The 17701-nt window shown below is 72.3% G+C and carries 16 protein-coding genes and 1 tRNA gene; 6 read left to right on the plus strand and 11 right to left on the minus strand.

Features of this window, described 5'->3' with window-relative positions; all coding sequences use genetic code 11:
- Positions 1-100 precede the first annotated feature (100 nt).
- From J7E87_RS00070 to J7E87_RS00100, 7 genes are all read right to left on the minus strand, one after another.
- Positions 101-174 (minus strand) — tRNA-Lys (locus J7E87_RS00070).
- Positions 165-824: a bifunctional DNA primase/polymerase gene (locus tag J7E87_RS00075; RefSeq protein WP_215088825.1), complete on the minus strand. Its 660-nt coding sequence runs from the start codon at positions 822-824 to the stop codon at positions 165-167. Before J7E87_RS00075 ends, J7E87_RS00070 begins: the two co-directional genes overlap by 10 nt.
- Before the next feature lie 292 nt (positions 825-1116).
- Positions 1117-1455 carry a hypothetical protein gene (locus tag J7E87_RS00080; RefSeq protein ID WP_215088826.1) on the minus strand — a complete coding sequence of 113 codons (339 nt, stop codon included), beginning with the start codon at positions 1453-1455 and terminating at the stop codon, positions 1117-1119.
- A 168-nt stretch (positions 1456-1623) separates the two neighbouring features.
- On the minus strand, positions 1624-2961 hold the full coding sequence (locus J7E87_RS00085) for an AAA family ATPase (RefSeq protein WP_215088827.1): 1338 nt from the start codon (positions 2959-2961) through the stop codon (positions 1624-1626).
- A 130-nt stretch (positions 2962-3091) separates the two neighbouring features.
- Positions 3092-4705: a hypothetical protein gene (locus J7E87_RS00090; RefSeq protein ID WP_215088828.1), complete on the minus strand. Its 1614-nt coding sequence runs from the start codon at positions 4703-4705 to the stop codon at positions 3092-3094.
- Positions 4696-5829 carry a hypothetical protein gene (locus J7E87_RS00095; RefSeq protein WP_215088829.1) on the minus strand — a complete coding sequence of 378 codons (1134 nt, stop codon included), beginning with the start codon at positions 5827-5829 and terminating at the stop codon, positions 4696-4698. The genes J7E87_RS00090 and J7E87_RS00095 overlap by 10 nt, the downstream gene beginning before the upstream one ends.
- A complete protein-coding gene (locus J7E87_RS00100) occupies positions 5759-6637 on the minus strand; it encodes a phosphatase PAP2 family protein (RefSeq protein ID WP_215088830.1) in 879 nt (292 codons plus the stop codon). Before J7E87_RS00100 ends, J7E87_RS00095 begins: the two co-directional genes overlap by 71 nt.
- Before the next feature lie 185 nt (positions 6638-6822).
- On the opposite strand from J7E87_RS00100, the gene J7E87_RS00105 reads away from it, so the two are divergent.
- A complete protein-coding gene (locus tag J7E87_RS00105) occupies positions 6823-7419 on the plus strand; it encodes a histidine phosphatase family protein (RefSeq protein ID WP_215088831.1) in 597 nt (198 codons plus the stop codon).
- 315 nt (positions 7420-7734) lie between these two features.
- On the opposite strand, the gene J7E87_RS00110 is transcribed toward J7E87_RS00105, so the two are convergent.
- Positions 7735-9132: a tetratricopeptide repeat protein gene (locus J7E87_RS00110; protein WP_215088832.1), complete on the minus strand. Its 1398-nt coding sequence runs from the start codon at positions 9130-9132 to the stop codon at positions 7735-7737.
- 240 nt (positions 9133-9372) lie between these two features.
- Here J7E87_RS00110 and J7E87_RS00115 point away from each other — a divergent pair, with 240 nt between their 5' ends.
- Positions 9373-9849, plus strand: coding sequence for a hypothetical protein (locus J7E87_RS00115; RefSeq protein ID WP_215088937.1), 477 nt, complete (start codon positions 9373-9375; stop codon positions 9847-9849).
- Between the two features lie 47 nt (positions 9850-9896).
- On the plus strand, positions 9897-10772 hold the full coding sequence (locus tag J7E87_RS00120) for a spermidine synthase (protein ID WP_215088833.1): 876 nt from the start codon (positions 9897-9899) through the stop codon (positions 10770-10772).
- Positions 10773-10829: 57 nt separating this feature from the next.
- Here J7E87_RS00120 and J7E87_RS00125 read toward each other — a convergent pair whose 3' ends face one another.
- Positions 10830-11375, minus strand: a complete 546-nt coding sequence (locus J7E87_RS00125; RefSeq protein WP_215088834.1) for a hypothetical protein — start codon at positions 11373-11375, stop codon at positions 10830-10832.
- Between the two features lie 69 nt (positions 11376-11444).
- Between J7E87_RS00125 and J7E87_RS00130 the strand changes: the two genes are divergently transcribed.
- The 3 genes from J7E87_RS00130 to J7E87_RS00140 all read left to right on the plus strand — a co-directional run bounded on the left by J7E87_RS00130 (position 11445) and on the right by J7E87_RS00140 (position 15274).
- Positions 11445-12143: a response regulator transcription factor gene (locus J7E87_RS00130; RefSeq protein ID WP_215088835.1), complete on the plus strand. Its 699-nt coding sequence runs from the start codon at positions 11445-11447 to the stop codon at positions 12141-12143.
- A 64-nt stretch (positions 12144-12207) separates the two neighbouring features.
- Complete coding sequence (locus tag J7E87_RS00135) at positions 12208-13608, plus strand: HAMP domain-containing sensor histidine kinase (RefSeq protein WP_215088836.1); 1401 nt, start codon at positions 12208-12210, stop codon at positions 13606-13608.
- Between the two features lie 181 nt (positions 13609-13789).
- Positions 13790-15274 carry a cellulose binding domain-containing protein gene (locus tag J7E87_RS00140; protein ID WP_215088837.1) on the plus strand — a complete coding sequence of 495 codons (1485 nt, stop codon included), beginning with the start codon at positions 13790-13792 and terminating at the stop codon, positions 15272-15274.
- Positions 15275-15372: 98 nt separating this feature from the next.
- Here the strand turns inward: J7E87_RS00140 and J7E87_RS00145 are convergent, their stop codons facing one another.
- Entirely contained in the window at positions 15373-16785 is a 1413-nt protein-coding gene (locus tag J7E87_RS00145) for a GH1 family beta-glucosidase (RefSeq protein ID WP_215088838.1), read from the minus strand.
- 61 nt (positions 16786-16846) lie between these two features.
- Positions 16847-17692: a carbohydrate ABC transporter permease gene (locus J7E87_RS00150; RefSeq protein ID WP_215088839.1), complete on the minus strand. Its 846-nt coding sequence runs from the start codon at positions 17690-17692 to the stop codon at positions 16847-16849.
- Positions 17693-17701 lie beyond the last annotated feature (9 nt).

Raw genomic sequence — 17701 nt, forward strand, 5'->3', positions numbered from 1 at the left:
GGCGGGCGGGCCTGTCGGTCCGCGGGGCCCGGTCGTCCGGGCGTCGGTGTACGGACGCACGAAAAGGCCCCTCGCTCTCGCGAGGGGCCTTTTCCGTCTGTGCGCCGCCAGGGACTCGAACCCCGGACCCGCTGATTAAGAGTCAGCTGCTCTAACCAACTGAGCTAGCGGCGCCTGCTGACGTCGTAGACCTTAGCACCCTGATCGGCGCCAGGAAAAATCGATATACGGACACTGGGAGACGAGGTCGCGCGGACCGCCCGCACGCACGCCCAGAGCACCACCTCGGGCCCCGGCAGCCACGGGTGCCGGGTGTCGGGGGCCACCAGCCAGCGCGGGCCGCCCGTCGCGGGGTGGCGCTGGGCCAGCGGCGGAACGGTGACCGCGTCGCCGGTGCCGTGGCAGAGCATGGGCGGCACGGAGTCGCCCCACTCCTCCCAGCCGAGCAGGGACGGCAGCCGGTGCGCGGTGCCGGGGGCGGTGAAGAGCATCATCCGGCCGCGGTGCATGGCGGCGGGGCCGGATCCCGGCCCCTCCTCCCAGAGCTGGTCGAGCATGCGGCGGCCGAAGATCGCGGGCACGTTCACGATGTCGAAGACAGAGCCGCAGGGGAGTACGGCGGGGGCGTGCGGGTGGGTCTCCCAGAGGGAGAGCAACGAGCGCGAATGGCCGACGGCGGAGACGAGCCAGCTCGCGCCGGTTGGTGTGACCTGGGCGACATGGTGCCTGTCCTCGTCGCGCAGGAGGGCGAAGTTGTCGGCCCGGCGCTCGTCCTCACCGGAGCCGGGGATCAGCTGGGAGTCGTCTTGCAGCCATGCGCTCATGCAACAAGATCTACCCGGAGTGACGTTCCAGTTTCTGAGAGTTTGCGGAAATGGGGACAGGGCGGGGCGGGGAGGCGTATCTTGCGCCACGGCATATGCCAGGCGCGATGTTGGGCGAGCGCGTCTCGGGCCTCGGGACCTCGGGCCTCGGGAGCTCGGGCCTTGGGAGCTCGGGCCTTGGGAGCTCGGGCCTTGGGAGCTCGGGCCTCGGGAGCTCGGGCCGCCGGCCTGAGGCCTCGGGACCTCGCGGCCGCTGTGCCGGACGCGGTCCGTCGGGGGCGGGCGCGGTGGGCTACGGCGTGGTATTGCGGAGCAGGTCGCGGCCGAACTCGATCATCTTCTTGGCGTAGTCCGCGGTCCACTCCGCGCGCTGGGCGATGTCCGCGGGGGTCAGCCGGTCGAAGCGACGCGGATCGGCGAGCTGGGCGGCCGCGAGCGCCTGGAACTCGACGGCGCGGTCGGTGGCCGCGCGGAAGGCCAGGGTCAGTTCGGTCGACCGTGCCAGCAGCTCCCGCGGGTCCTCGATCGACTCCAGGTCGAAGAAGTGCTCGGGGTCGGCGGCAGCCTCCGACGGCTCGAAGAGCAGCGGGGCAGGCCGCAGCTTCCGCTCGCTCCGCTCGGGTTCCGCCATGTGGTTCTCCTCCTCGCCCAGGTGCGAGCCCCTTCCCGGGCCGCCCTCCGTTGACCTTGTGTCCATCGCCATTCCCACCGCCGCCTTCCATTGTGGCGGCCTACGCAAGTGTGCCTGTGGCTGCCGGCGCTTCGGGCTGCGTGCCGGGCTCCGTCCGGTGTTCGCGGCTCATGGCTGCCAGCTCACCCGGTGGTCCGCCAGGTGCGCCAGGACCGCGTGGTTGGCCTCCCAGCCGTCCGGGAACTTCACCGTGACGCCCAGCTGGACCGGCTCCGTGGACGGGTGCTCGTCCAGCAGGTCGGTGACGCCCGCGCGGCACACCACGATGCACGCGTGCCGATGGCGGGAGGCCAGCACGCACAGTCGGCCCGTCTCCAGGTGGAACGCGGTCGCGTCCGGGCGGCCGGAGAGCGGGTGGAGGACCACTGTGACGTCGAACTCGCGGCCCTGCAGGCGGTTCGCCGTGTCCACGGTGACATCCGTGACGCCCAGCTCCGCGAGCGCCGCCCGTACCGCTGCCGCCTGGTCGCGGTGGGCCGTGCCGACGGCGATCCGGTCGGCGGTGACCGGGACGGGTTCCGGGGACCGCTCGCTGGTCGCCGCGCCTCCGCGGTCCAGCAGTCGGCGGACGACCAGGGCCACTGCCCGTACCGCCTCGGGGTCCGTGCGGGGCGTGTGGCGCGCGGGCAGCTCCAGCAGGCCCCAGCCCGACTCGGCCGCCTCGTCGAGCACCCGGTCGGGGCCCGAGCCGTCCGACGGCACCCCGAAGGCGAGCCGCCGGTCGCCGGGGCCGGTACCGCTGCGGAAGGGGGTGTACGGGTAGAACGCGTCGGAGACGAGTGGCGCGGCCGAGGCCGGCAGCCGCCATGAGACGGGCAGCCGGTGCTGCGGCAGGTCCGGATTGTGGGCCAGCAGCGTGGAGACGGCGCTCGCGGAGGGGTCGTACGACAGCCCGGCCCACTGGTCCGCGCCGACGATCGAGAACGGGTCCAGCTGACCGGGGTCACCCACGAACAGCGCACGCTCGAAGAGCCCGGCGACGGCGAGCAGCGCGTCGGAACGCATCTGGTAGGCCTCGTCGACGATGGCGTGCCGCCAGGGCTCGATGCCCTGGACGTGGCCCCATTTCGCGGCGGTCGATATGACGATCTCCAGCCCGGCGAGGTCACCGGCCTTGGCGGACTTGCGGACGTTGTCCAGTTCGTCGAGGGCCTTGTCGTACGGATCGGGCTCATTGCTGTGCAGCCGCCCGACGGCCAGCTCGGGCTCTTTCTCGGCGAGCCGGACGACGAGGTCGTCGACCTGGGCGTTGGTCTGCGCGATGACCATCAACGGCCGCCCGGCGGCGGCCAGTTCCCGCGCGGCGTGCACCACGAGCGTGGACTTCCCGGCCCCGGGCGGCGAGTCCACGACGACACCGCGGTGGGAGCCGTGCAGCGTGTCGTCGAGGATCGCGTCCGTGGCCCGGGCGGCCTCGACGGACGGCTCGAATCCGGGCCGGCTCACAGCACGCCTCCCCGGGCGAAGGGGCGCGACGCGAGGAAGCCGCGTCCCGCGGGGGTGTCGGGTCGTCCCGCGCCCCCGCTTTCGACGGCGGGCGAGTGGGAAAGCCCCACGCGGCCCTGCTCGGGCCGGGTCACAGCACGTCCTCCGGGGTCACAGGGTCCGGGCTCTGAGCCGACGTGCCGGGGGGCCCGCCGTGGGTCCACGGGGTTTCCTCCCGGGCCGGGAGCTTCGGGCCGCCCCGCTGGTCGTGTTCGAACAGGGTCCAGGCGATCCGGTCGCCCTTCTGCGGGACCGAGCCCTCGGCCGGGTCCTTGGCGCGGCCCATGCGGTCCGTCAGCCGCAGCACCAGCGTCCCCTCCGCGTCGTACCGTACGAACTCCGCCGTCTGCGGCTTGCCCTCCAGCGAGCGGTACACCTTCGCCCGCTCGGCCAGCTGCGGGCGGTCGTCCGTGCGGACCGTGAGGAGCGGACGCGGGCTCGGGCGCTTCGAGTCCGACCAGGCCATCACGACCTCCGTCACCTCGCTCAGGAAAGCCTCGCCCGCCAGCCTGCGTCCCGCGAGCACGAGTGGGTCGTCCAGCGCCTCCTGGGCCTCCAGCTGCGCCTGTGCCGTCTCGCGGGAGGCGAGCTTCTGAGCGGCCGTCACCGCGTCGTCGCGGCGTGGCTGCGGCGGCTCGCCCGCTCGTACGCGATCGCGGTGAGCGGTGAACGACCAGCGGTCCCGGGTCCAGCGGTCCGCCGCCCTGGAGCCCTCCGGCAGCTCACGCAACAGCTCCAGGCCGCGCCACACCGCGTGCCACGTGGGCTGCAGCTGGGTCAGTACCAGCCGGCGGATCTCCCGCTCGGCGACGGTCAGTTCACCCAGCCGGGCATCCGCCATCACGCCTTCCTCCGCCGCGCCGAGCGCCTGCCGTGCCCGGTCGTAGCGCTCCACGGCCGGGGCCAGCAGCCTGTTGTCGAAGGCCGGATCGGTGGCCGGCCCGGCAGGCGGGCAGAGCAGCTGCCCGTCCCGGTCCCGCGTCAGCTCGGCCCGCAGCGCCGCCTGGGCCCCCGATTCCCCCTCGCCTGGATCGATCCAGGCGAGCAGCGCGCCCAGATGCTGGTCCTCCAGGCTGGACTGGCCGCTCGCCCAGTGCCGGTTCAGCAGATCGGTCGCGGCGAGGAGCAGCGAGGAGCCGGGCACCCGGGCCCGTTCGCCGTAGTGCGTGAGCCAGCGGCCGAGCAGCGGCACGCGCGGCGGCGCGGGGTAGGGCGCGTCGGGGTCCTCCTCCGCCGTACGCCGGAACCGCATCGACCGGCCGAGCAGCCGTACGAAGTCGATGCCGGCCCGGGCCGGCACGATCAACTGCGGTGCGTCCGCGCACAGTTCGACCTCGACCTTGACCCTCTTGCCGGTCTCGGGGTCCACATCTCCCCCAGCCTTCGGCCGGGAGGTGCCCCCACGCTCGGCGGGCTCGACGTCGTCGGTGTAGGCATCCAGATGCGGCAGCAGCGCGTCGGCCAGCTCCGCGAGGAACGCGAAGCGCAGATCCCGGTCGCGGGGCTGCGCCACGACGAGCAGCCGCGGCTCCTGCGGATCGGTGCCGACCAGCGCGCCCAGCGGCGCCCCCGCCTCACCCGCCGTGGTGAGCGGCACGAAGACCAGCGGCCTCTCGGACAGATGCCGGTGCCGCACCGTCGCCAGTGGCCGGGCCCGCCCGGACTCCACGGCCTCCAGCCGGGCGAGCGTGGAGATCAGCGACATCCGGCCTCCTCCAGCGCCTCGGCCCGCAGCGCCGCCGCCCTGCGCAGGGCGGCCACCGCCGGGTCGTTCGGATCGCCCGCGGACCCCCGCGCCGCCGCCAGGACGTCGCCGATCGTCGTCAGCCCGCCCAGCTCGCCGCGCATCCCAGGGCCCAGCGCCTCGACCGCGCCCGACTCGCGGGCCCGGTCACGGCAGTGGAAGGCCAGCTCGCACGCGGCCAGGCACTCGGGGGCGTACGCCGCGGAAACCGACTCGACCGCCGCCGTCAGCTCCTGTGCCGGCCGCTCCAGGTCGAAAGTCGTGCCCTCGGGCAGCGCCGCGGCGATGTCCTCGATCCGGGTCAGCCGGGCCAGCTGGCGGCGGGTGACCGACAACTGCTTGCGTACGTCGACGACGGAGCCGGTCGGCAGATTGGAGAAGTCCTTGGGGCAGACCAGCAGCACCGAGTGCGCGACCTTCGCGCCGTCCGTCAGCGCGGCGACCCGCTCCAGCGCCAGCACATACACCGCGGCCTGGCGTGCGGCCGCGCCGACCTTCGCCGCGTCCGCCGACGCGTCGATCATCGGGAAGGACTTGATCTCGACGACCGTCCACCGCCCGTCGGGGTGGACGACCACCGCGTCAGGTTCCAGATAGGCGGGCGAGCCCGCGACCTCCAGCGCCAGCAGGGGGTGGTCGAGCAGCGTCCAGGCCCCGTCCCCGACGCCGGCCGCGGTCGCCTCGCGCAGTGCCAGCGCCGTACGCGCTGCCCGGCCCTCGGGACCGGCCGCCGACAGATCGGGCACCCGGACCTCGGCCGGGGCGTCCACGCCCAGCAGCCGCATCATTTCCGTACCGCCGTCGGCCTTGACCTTGGCCTCGAAGGCATTGCCGCGCATGAACGCGAACTGCGACTGGCCGAACGCCGCCGGGGATCCCAGCGCGGAGGCGAGCGCCGCCTTGTCCACCCCGGCGCCGTCCAGCAGCGCGCGCCGCTTGCAGCCGGGGTTCGCCGCGAGGGCGGCCAGCGCGCGGGCGTCGAGCGGATGCGGCTGGGCGGCGGGGCCGCGCAGCTCAGCGAGCCGCTGCCGGAGTGCTGTCGTCGGCGCCTGCGGAGGAGGTCCGCTGTCCAGGGATTCGCTCACCCGCGGAAGTCTCGCATCCGGCACTGACAATCGGGGACTTCGAGCCGGAAGGAGCGGCCCGGACGCGTGTGCGCACCCGGTCGGCGAGGCGCATCGCGGGCCGCGTCAGCAGCGCGCCGACGCCCATCACGGCGGCGCCTGCGACCGCGTCCAGGAAGTAGTGGTTCGCCGTGCCCATGACCACGAGCGTGGTGAGCAGCGGGTAGGCGACGCCGAGGACCTTCATCAGCGGTGTGCGCCCGTGACGCCACAGCATCACGCCGCACCACAGCGCCCAGCCGACGTGCAGACTCGGCATCGCGGCGTACTGGTTGGTCATCGCGCCCAAGCCGCGCGGCGCACTCGCCTCGCCGCCCCACCAGCCGTACGAGCTGTACTGCGCCATCGTGTCGACGAACCCCTGGCCGGCGTCGAGCAGCCGCGGCGGGCAGGTCGGCAGCAGCGTGAAGCCGACGAGGCCGAGCAGTGTGGAGAGCATCAGCCAGGTGCGGGCGGCGTGGTAGCGGGCGGGGCGGCGCCGGAAGAGCCAGACGAGGATGGCGGGGGTGACCAGATAGTGCAGCGACGCGTACGCGAAGTCGGCGGGGATGCCGAGGGCGGGGGTCTGGGTGAAGAGGCGGTTGAGCGGGTGCTCGGCGTTCAGGAGGAGGGCCTTCTCGGCCCGGAGTATCGCCATTCCGTGGTCGACCGCGGTTGTCACATCGCCCCGGGCGAGCAGCCGGCCCGCCGAGTAGGCGGCGTACACCACTGCTATCAGGGTCAGTTCGGTCCACCAGCGGGGCCGATGGCGGGGCGCGGGGTACGGCATCCGAACGTTTCTCCCGTTTGTGTTCAGGCGGCCATCGGCCACCGCTCGACCGTACGGTGTATAGGGCGACGCCCCGTCGGCGTGTCCCGCCTGTAGCAGGACGCTGAGACCGACTTGGAGGTTGCCTCGCGTTCAGGTGCGAGATGATGGAAGGCCACCCGATGTGAACCTGAGGGAGACCCCGCATGGCACCGCGCATCCTGCTCGCCCGGCACGGCCAGACGGAATGGTCACTGCTCGGCAAGCACACCGGCAGGACGGACATCCCGCTGCTCGATGAGGGCAGACGCGGGGCGAAACTGCTCGGGGAGCGGCTGCACCGGGCGCCGTGGTCGGGCCTGGAGGGCGTCGAGGTCCGGACGAGCCCGTTGGCGCGGGCGGTGGAGACCTGCGCGCTGGCCGGGTTCGGGGAGCGGGCGACCGAGTGGGACGCGCTGATGGAGTGGGACTACGGGGCGTACGAGGGCCTGGCTCCGGCGGACATCCACGCGGAGCGCGCGGACTGGTTCATCTGGCGCGACGGCGTCCCGGACGGCGAGACCCTGGCGGAACTGGGCGCGCGGGCGGACGAGGTGGTGGAGTGGGCGCGCTCGGCCGACCGCGACGTGCTGGTCTTCGCGCACGGCCACATTCTGCGGGTGCTGGGGGCGCGGTGGCTGGGCCTGGACCCGGCGTTCGCGGCGCGGATCAAGCTGGATCCGACGAGTCTGTCGGTGCTCGGGTGGGCGTACGGGGCGCCGGCGATGGAGCGGTGGAACGACACGGCCCATCTGGAGGGCTGAGTTTCCCGCCGGGTACGCGCCGCGAGCCGGTTGACCGGCGACCCGCGACCCGCGACCGTGCGCCAAAGATTCTCCCCTGCGCCAAAGATCCGCGCCCCCTGCGCCGAAGACCGGGCGCCCCGTGCGCCTTGACCGGCGCCCGCGCGGCAACGACCTGCACCCCGCGCGGCAACGACCCGGCACCCGTGCGCCGAAGGACCCGCGCCCCGTGCGCCAAAGACCGGCGCCCGCGGCAACGACCCGCACCCGCTCGCCGAAGGCCGCGGCCCCGTGTGCCGAAGGACCCGCGCCGTGGATCCCGCGCGGCGCCCGCCCTCACGCCCTCCGCAGAGATTCCTGGTGCCGCTCCAGGAACGTCCCCACCGCCCCTGTCCTCCGCCTCGGCAGCAGCACCCTCGCCGTGTCCGACAGTATCGACTGGATGCGTGACGACTGGACCTCTGCCAGGTCCAGCACCTGGTGGCCCGCCTCCGCCGCCTCTTCCGGGGCTCCGGCGCGGGCCAGGTCCGCCGCCAGTTCCGCCCGGTACAGAGCCAGGTTGCGGGTGAAGCGGGTGTCCTGGAGGGTCGCCGCACGGCGGGCGTGGCGGGCGGCTCGGGGCCACTCGCCGAGGGCCGCCCAGCACTGCGCCTGCAGCGCTTCCAATTCCGGTTCGCCGAAGAAGGACATCCACTCCGGATCCGTGTCCGCCGGGCCCCGGTCGAAGTACGCGTACGCCCGTGCCAGGGACTTCTCGCAGCCCGTACGGTCCCCGAGCCCCGCCCAGCCGCCCGCCTCCCGGAGCGAGAGCAGGGACAGCAGGCGTGGCGAGGCCACATGCCGCGCCGCGCGCTGGCCCGCCTGGGCCGAGCGGACCGCCTCCCGGTGGCGGCCGGCGTCCCGCGCCAGGAAGGACGTGTTGCAGAACGCGTGCGCCTCCAGCGCCGGATCGCCCCCCACCCGAGCGGTCGCCAGCGCCTCCGCGTAGTGCGACCGGGCGTCGTCGAACCGGCCCGAGTCGTGCGCCAGCCAGCCCACCGAGATGGCCAGTTCGCCCGCGCCCGCGTGGAGCCGGTCCGCCGTGGAGCGGCGCGCGGCGGTGCTCGCGTCGAGCAGTGCGTACGCCGCCCGTAGCGGCTGCGCGGCCCGCCGGTAGAGCCCGTCCGCGCCGTGCCGGTCGTCGAGCAGCCGGATCCGCCGTACCGCGTCCTCGACGGCGTTCACCTCCGTCTCGCCGACGCGTCGCTGTGCGGGCACACGACCGGGACCGGGACCGGGACCGAGCCCGAGGGACGCGGCCGCCACCGTGGCGGAGCCGCTCGTCATGAATGCGCGACGCAGCACGTCGCTCTCCTCGTCGATGTCGCTGTGACTGTTGCTGTCGCTGTCGAAAAGTTCGCGGGTCTCTCGGGGGCCGAAAGGTTCGGGCGGCCGTCCCCGGCCGCCGCCCCGCACCTGTTCCCTCGCCGCGAACCCCAGGTCCGCCAGCGTCAGACCGGGGAACATGTGCAGGAACACCCGCTCGTACGCGTAGTTCGGACAGCGGATCTCGCCGGCCTCGACGCGCCCGATGTAGCGGGCGTCGCACGAGACCTGCTCGCCGATCTCCCGAGCCGCCTTGCGCACACTCGCCGCGAACTCCCCCGGCGAGCGCGGCCCCCGCAGGCGGCGGAAGGCGAGGTTGGGAACCGCCCGGTTGGGAACTGCCCGCGATGCCTGTGACGATGACGCCATGGCCGAGCCCTCTCTTGGTGCAGCCGTGTTCCGGCGGAGCAAGAACGTACCTGCTGTGATGGGTCGCACACGCAGGGTTTAGCTACAAAAGGGATATCTCCCCCTCGATCTGCCATGAACTGCCATCCTTTGCGGCGGCGTGCCGCCGTAGCCCTTGACGCGAACGGGCGTTGAACCATCCGGAGGCGCGATACGTGTCTCCACTCGAGCGAGGAGGGGATCCCCTTGTTGGAGACCGGCATGGAGGCCAGCGCCAACGGCGGTTCACGTACGACTGCGACGACTGCTCAGCACAGGCCAACTCCGGACAGCAGCGCACCGCCCGGTGACGACGCCGAGCCGTGCGACCTGGTGACCGTCCCCGCCCGGCAGGGGCTCGAGGCCGTCGACATCCTGCGCCGTGGCGCCGCACCGGCCGTCGGCCCGGTGCTCCACGACGGCGCCCGCGACACCCTCGGCTTCCTGGTGCCGCCCGGCACCGCGGACGGCTGGGACGTGCCGGGAAGCGCCTGTACGCAGACGTCGGGACGCGGTCTGCGGATCCCTGCCGAACCCCCGCTCACCGGCAGTGGCACCGGCACCGGCGTCGGCACCGGCAGCCGCACCGGCTGGCTGCTGCCGCCGGGCGACGCCGACCCGGTCACCGACCCGGTGGTGCTGCGCGAGGCGCTCGGCGAGGCGGCCCGCCTCATCGAGGCCGCCGACAACTGTTGCTGAGACCGGGTCGCTGAGCCGCCCGTCCTCACCGAGCCGATAATGGGCTCGTGGCAAAGAGCAAGCGGCGCAGCCGTACCGGCGGGGCAGGCAGTCCCGAACCCGTCGTCGAGCAGGTCGACGGCGGGCTCGCCGAGCTGATACCCGACCGCGAGCGCCCGCGCGGCTGGACGCTGCTCCTCGACGGCGCCCCGCAGTCCCATGTCGACCTCGACGATCCGGTCCATCTCTCCTTCGAGTACCAGCGACGCCTCGGCCATGTCGCCGATCTCGCCGCCCCGCCGGGCCGCCCCCTCCAGGTCGTGCATCTCGGCGGCGGGGCCTTCACTCTCGCCCGCTACATCGCGGCCACCCGCCCCCGTTCCACCCAGCAGATCGTCGAGTTGGACGCCATGCTGGTCCAACTGGTCCGTAAGCAGCTCCCGTTGGACCCCGGAGCCCGGATACGCGTCCGGTCTGCCGACGCCCGCGCCGGGCTCGGCAAGGTCCCGGACGGCTGGGCGGACCTCCTGATCGCCGACGTCTTCAGCGGAGCCCGCACCCCCGCGCATCTGACCAGCACAGAATTCCTCGCCGAGGTGCGCAGGGTCCTGAGGCCGGGTGGGCTGTACGCCGCGAACCTCGCCGACGGCCCCCCGCTCGCCCATCTGCGCGCCCAGGTCGCCACCGCCGCCGCGGTCTTCCCCGAACTCGCGCTCGCCGCCGACCCGACGGTGCTGCGCGGACGCCGCTTCGGCAATGCGGTGCTGGTCGCGTCCGACGTTCCGCTGCCCGTCGCCGAGCTGACCCGCCGCGTCGCGAGCGACCCGCACCCCGGCCGGGTCGAACACGGCAGGGCGCTCACCGACTTCACGGGCGGCGCGGCCGTGGTCACCGACGCGAGCGCGAAGCCCTCACCCGTACCGCCGTCCGCGACGTTCCGTTAGCGCGATGGCGGATCCTGCCGACGGCGGGTCTGTCGCCGCTCCGGACGGTCCTGATCGTCAGCGCTCGTCGAACTCGACCATCGGAGGGTGGCCGTTCCAGGTGCAGAAGACCGAGACCTCACGGCCGTCCTTGGTGAAGGTCACCCGGATCCACGTGGGCTGCTTCCAGACCTGCATCTGCCAGCCGGCGTGCGGCGTCGCCGAGGCCAGCTCCGCCGACGACTCGCCGATGTCGAAGACGACCCGGCCACCGTCGACCGTGTAGCCCTTCACGTTCCCGGGCGTCGGCTCCGCCGGGGCGGGCGGCGCCGGCGGCTCGGTCTTGCTCGGCTTTCCGGCAGGTGGAGTGGCCGACGGCGCACCGCTCTTGCCGGAAGCGGCCGGCTTCGACGGCGTCGGGCTCGGCGCCCGCTGCGTGGATGATGCCTGCGGCTTCGCACCCTGCGTGGTGGCGCCGCCCGCGGTGATGGGCAGCGCGCGGGGCCGGTCGTAGGCGGTCCCGGACATGACAGTGTGGACGCCCCACCAGGACAGCGTGACCGCGGCGCCGGTGGACAGCGACCATGCCATGGCATGTACCAGTCCTCGATGCATCCGGGCCATACTGCACCACGCGCCCCACAACTGTCCCTACGGGGACCGGCGTCCCGCGTATGGCGTACGGTGCCGCCCATGGCAAGTGTGCTCGTGGTCGAGGACGACCAGTTCGTACGCTCCGCCCTCATACGGCACTTGACCGAGGCCTCCCACACCGTACGGAGCGTCGGCACAGCCCTCGAGGCGCTGCGCGAAGTGGCTCATTTCCGTTTCGACTTGGTCATCCTGGATCTCGGCCTCCCCGATCTGGACGGGGCCGAGGCGCTGAAGATGCTGCGCGGAATCACCGACGTACCAGTGATCATCGCGACCGCGCGGGACGACGAGGCGGAGATCGTAAGGCTGCTCAACGACGGCGCCGACGACTACCTCATCAAGCCCTTCTCGGTGGAGCACCTGTCCGCGCGGATGGCGGCCGTGCTGCGCCGCTCGCGCGCCGCCGGGGACGCCCCGCCCTCGGGCGTCCTCCAGGTCGGCGGGCTCTCCATCGATCCGTTGCGCCGCCAGGCCGAGCTGGACGGGGCGGCACTCGACCTGACCCGGCGGGAGTTCGACCTGCTGGCGTTCCTGGCCGGGCGCCCCGGCGTTGTCGTACCGCGCAAGGAGCTGCTCGCCGAGGTCTGGCAGCTCAGTTACGGCGACGACCAGACCATCGACGTCCATCTGTCCTGGCTGCGACGGAAGTTGGGCGAAACGGCGGCCAGGCCCCGCTATCTGCACACCCTCCGCGGCGTCGGCGTGAAGCTGGAGCCGCCGAACGGACACATGCGATGAACGGACACGGGTGATGAACGGACATGGACCATGAATCGACACATGCCATGAACGGACTCATGCCATGAGATGGGCGCTGGTCAAGGTCTCGCTGGCGGTCACCGCCATGGTCGTGATCGCCTTCGCGATCCCCCTCGGGCTTGTCATCAAGGAGATGGCCAGGGACCGGGCCTTCTCCAACGCCGAGCGGCAGGCCGCCGCCATCGGCCCCACCCTCTCCATCACCGCCGACCGCGATTCGCTGGAGCGGGCGGTGCTGTCCACCCAGGCCGGAGCGGCCGGTCGGATGGCCGTGCACATACCCGCCTCCGGCGAGCCGGGCGTAGCGCCGGTGGACATCGGCACCCGCCGGGCCACCCAGAAGGACCTGGTGACCACGCAGCGGCTCGGCCGCGCCTCCATCACCGAGGTGACCGGCGGCTCCGCGCTGCTCCAGCCCACCGCGATCAGCACCGGACAGATCGCCGTCGTCGAGGTGTTTGTGCCGGAGGGCGAGGTCTCCAACGGCGTGGACACCGCCTGGCTGGTGCTCGCCGGTGTCGGCATCGCGCTGATCGTCGGCTCGGTCGCGGTCGCCGACCGGCTCGGCATCCGCATGGTGCAGCCCGCCCAGCGCCTCGCGGGCGCCGCGCACGACCTGGGCGAGGGCAGGCTCGGGGCGCGCGTCCCCGAGGAGGGGCCGCCCGAACTGAGGTCCGCCGCGATCGCCTTCAACTCCATGGCCGACCAGGTGGTCCAGCTCCTCGCCAATGAGCGCGAGCTGGCCGCCGACCTGTCGCACCGGCTGCGTACGCCGCTCACGGTGCTGCGCCTCAACGCCGCCTCGCTCGGCGAGGGACCCGCCGCCGACCAGACCAGGGCCGCGGTCGAGCAGCTGGAGTGCGAGGTCGACACGATCATCCGCACGGCGCGCGAGGCCAAGCCGCAGACCGCGGCGACAGGCCCCGGCGCGGGATGCGACGCCTCCGAGGTCGTCCGGGAGCGGATGGACTTCTGGTCGGCACTGGCGGAGGACGAGGGCCGCAAGGTGCGGGTCGCGGGCGTCGGCCGTCCCGTACGCATCCCGGTCGCGCGCCCCGAACTGGCCGCCGCGCTCGACGCGTTGCTCGGCAATGTCTTCCGGCACACCCCGGAGGGCACGGCCTTCTCGGTCGACGTCCACAACAGCGAGGACGCGGTCATCGTGCTGGTCTCTGACGCCGGCCCCGGGATCACCGACCCGGAGGCGGCCATGGCGCGTGGCAACAGCGGCGGCAGGGACGGCTCGACGGGTCTCGGCCTGGACATAGTGCGCCGGGTGGCGGAGTCGACGGGCGGGGACGTGCGGATCGGCAGCTCGGTGCTCGGCGGCACCGAGGTACGCATCTGGATCGGGCTCGACTCGCGCGAGGGCGTGCGGGAGGAGCGGCGGCGCGGCCACCGCGGGACGGACAGACGCCGCAGGGGCCTCCGCCTGGTGAGGTGACCGGGGGCCTCCGGTGGCCGGCGAGTCCGTCTGCTGGTCTCGACCATTAATCCGTTCCGATGCCCTCCTTAAGGGCGTCATAAAATGCTCAACCCCCGCCCGGAACCGGTTATTTGTCCGGTTCCGGGCCGCTAGCGTGCTGCCACACCCCCACCCCCCGTAACGCAGAGGCAGGCACGCAATGGGCAGCAGTACGCACCGGCGCAGGGCGAGCGCGAAGACCAAGGCGGTCGGCGCGGTCGTCGCCGCCGCCGTCATCGGCGGCGCGGCGTTCGCCCTCACGGGCACCGCGCAGGCCGCGTCCGTAGGCGCCGCGTACACCAAGACGAGTTCCTGGACGGGTGGTTACACCGGCCAGTACGTCATCACCAATTCCACCGACAAGGCGCAGTCGGACTGGACGCTCGAGTTCGATCTGCCCGAGGGGACCACGATCGGCTCGCTGTGGAACGGCGAGCACACCGCGAAGGGGCAGCACGTCACCGTGAAGCCCGCGAGCTGGAACAAGGTGCTCGCCCCCGGCAAGTCGGTGACCGTCGGCTTCGTCACCTCCGCCGGCGGCAGGGCCGGCGACCCGACCTCCTGTCTCATCAACACGGCCAAGTGCTCCGTCGACGAGGGCGCGACGCCGCAGCCGAGCGGTCGCCCCACCGAGCAGCCCACCCCCACCAAGACCCCGGGCCCCGCGCCGACCAAGACGCCGAGCGCCACGCCCACGCAGAAGCCGACCCCGGCGCCCACCCCCACCGAGACGCCGGGCGGCGGTACGGGCGCCGGCGCGGGCTTCGCGCCGTACATCGACACCTCGCTCTACCCGGCATACGACCTGCTGGACACCGCAACCAGGACCGGGGTCAAGGAGTTCAACCTCGCCTTCATCACCTCCGGCGGCAGCTGCGCCCCGCTCTGGGGCGGCGTCACCGACCTCGGCAGCGACAAGGTGGCGGCCCAGATAGGCGCGCTGCGCGCCAAGGGCGGCGACGTCCGGGTCTCCTTCGGCGGCGCGGCCGGCCACGAGCTGGCGCTGAACTGTTCCTCCGCCGACGACCTCGCGAAGGCGTACGGCAAGGTCATCGACGAGTACAAGCTCACCAAGGTCGACTTCGACATCGAGGGCGCGGCCCTGCCGGACACCGCCGCCAACTCCCGCCGCTCGCAGGCGATCGCGCAGCTCCAGAAGTCCCACCCGGGCCTCGACGTCTCCTTCACGCTGCCCGTCATGCCCGAGGGGCTGACCCAGCCCGGCGTGGATCTGATCGCCGACGCCAAGAAGAACGGCGTGAAGGTCGCCGCGGTCAACATCATGGCGATGGACTACGGACCGGCCTACAGCGGTGACATGGGCCAGTACGCCATTCAGGCGGCGACCGCCACCCAGGCCCAGATCAAGGGCGTGCTCGGGCTGTCCGACGCGGCCGCCTGGAAGGCCGTCGCGGTCACCCCGATGATCGGCGTCAACGACGTCGTGACCGAGATCTTCAAGGTCGACGACGCCACGCAGCTGGTCGACTTCGCCAAGTCCAAGAACCTGGGCTGGCTGGCCATGTGGTCCTCGACGCGCGACAAGCAGTGCCCGGGCGGCGAGAAGCCGGCCGCCGACGCCACGTGCAGCTCCATCCTCCAGGAGCCGCTGGCCTTCACGAAGGCGTTCGCCGCCTACAAGTAGCTCTCACCAGGCCGCCACCTCCCGCGGCGCGTCCCGGCCGGACTGCCCCCCACCCGGCCGGGACGCGCTTTTCTGCGGATGAGTAACCTGCGGATGATTCACTGAGGGAGGGACGGCTCCGGGAGCGTCCCGGACCGGGCCAGCGCCGCGTACCAGTGCGCACTCGACTTGGGCGTACGGGCCAGCGTCTCGTAGTCCACGTACACCGCGCCGAAACGCTTGCCGTTGCCGTAGGACCACTCGAAGTTGTCCATCAGGGACCAGAGGAAGTACCCGCGCACATCGGCGCCGTCGGCGATCGCCCGGTGAACGGCCGAGAGATGGCCGTGCAGATAGCGGATGCGGTCGGGGTCGTGGACCGAACCGTCTGCCGCGGGCTTGTCGACGTACGCCGCGCCGTTCTCGGTGATCATCAGCGGCAGGCCGGGGGCCTCGCGGGTGTAGTGCAGCAGCAGGTTGTGAAGACCGGTCGGGTCGACGGACCAGCCCATCTCGGTGCGCTCGCCCGGCGGCTGGTGGAAGGAGACCGAGTCCGCGCCCGGCCAGGGCGAGTGCTCGCTCGCGCCGTGGCCGTCGTTGCGCTCGGGGCGATTGTCAGTGGAGGCCGATACAACTGAAGGTGCGTAGTAATTCAGTCCGAGCCAGTCCAGGGGGTGTTTGATGACGGCCAGATCGTCGCCGTGGACGAACGACCAGTCGGTCAGGGCCCCGGTGTCCGCGAAGAGGTCTCGCGGATATGTGCCCTTGAGCATCGGGTCCGCGAAGATGCGGTTCGCGAGCGCGTCGATACGGCGGCGCGCGTCCAGGTCCGCGGGGCTCTGGCTGCTCGCTCTGACCACACTCGGGTTGAGGCTGACGGAGAGCTGGGCGCCCGCGGGGAGAGCGGAGCGCAGCGCCTGGGCGGCCAGGCCGTGGCCGAGGTTGAGGTGGTGGGCGGCGCGCAGCGCGGCGACCGGGTCGGTGCGGCCGGGCGCGTGGACTCCGGAGCCGTACCCGAGAAAGGCGCTGCACCAGGGCTCGTTGAGGGTGGTCCACATATCCACGCGGTCGCCCAGCGCCTCGGCGACGATACGGGCGTAGTCGGCGAAGCGGTGCGCGGTGTCCCGCTCGGGCCAGCCGCCCGCCGTCTCCAGCTCCTGGGGCAGATCCCAGTGATAGAGGGTGAGCACCGGACGGATGCCGTGGTCGAGCAGATCGTCGACGAGGCCGCGGTAGAAGTCGAGGCCGCGCTGGACGGCGGGGCCGCGGCCGGTGGGCTGCACCCGGGACCAGGAGACGGAAAAGCGGTACGCACCGACGCCGAGGCCCGCCATCAGCGCGACGTCCTCGGCGCGGCGGTGGAAGTGGTCGACCGCCGTGTCACCGGTGTCACCGCCCTCCACCTTGCCGGGCGTATGGCTGAAGGTGTCCCAGATCGACGGTGTGCGGCCGCCCTCCCGTACCGCTCCCTCGATCTGGTACGCGGCGGTCGCGGTGCCCCACAGGAAGGCCGGCGGAAAGGTCATGGACATGGGTGAGCTCCCAACAAGTGCGTAGGAACATATGCGTCGGTTACAGGAACATGAGGAGGCGTCAGCCCTTGACCGCGCCCTGCATGATGCCGCCGACGATGTGCCTGCCGAAGACGACAAAGGCGATCAGCAGCGGCAGGGTGCCGAGCAGCGCGCCCGCCATGATCACCGACTGGTCGGGGATGTAGCCGCGGCCGAGCCCGGTCAGTGCCACCTGCACGGTGGGGTTGCCGTTCTGGGTCAGCGCGATGATCGGCCAGAAGAAGTCGTTCCACGCCAGCACGAAGGTCAGCATCCCCAGCACCGCCATCGCGGGCCGCGCCGCGGGGAAGACGACGTGCCACACCACGCGCCAGCTGCTCCCGCCGTCCACCCGCGCCGCCTCGATCAGCTCGGTGGGCAGTGCCTCGATCAGGTACTGCCGCATGAAGAACACCCCGAAGGCGCTGACCAGGGTGGGCAGGATGACGGACTGCAGCTGGTCGGTCCAGGACAGCTCGGCGATCAGCATGTACAGCGGTACGACGCTGAGCTGCGGCGGCACCATCATCGTGCCGATCACCAGCAGGAGCAGGAGGTTCTTGAAGCGGAAGCGGAGTTTGGCGAAGGCGAAGCCGGCGAGCGTCGAGAAGAGCACCGTCCCGGCCGCGATCGACCCGGCGACGATCGTGGTGTTGAGCAGGGCGGTGCCCATATTGGCGTCGGTCCAGGCGATCTCGAGATTCTTGAAGAGATTGCTGCCGAACCAGAAGGGCGGGGGAGTCTGCGCGAGCCGGGAGCTGTTGCGGGAGGCGGCGACTGCCGTCCACACCAGCGGAAAGAGGGAACCGGCCGTGAACACGATCAGTACGGCATAGGTGATCCGGCCGCCGTGCAGCTGACGTCCGGCACGTTTGGCGCTCAACATGTCATCCCC

Source organism: Streptomyces sp. ISL-1, from assembly GCF_018614585.1.
Classification (GTDB): domain Bacteria; phylum Actinomycetota; class Actinomycetes; order Streptomycetales; family Streptomycetaceae; genus Streptomyces; species Streptomyces maoxianensis.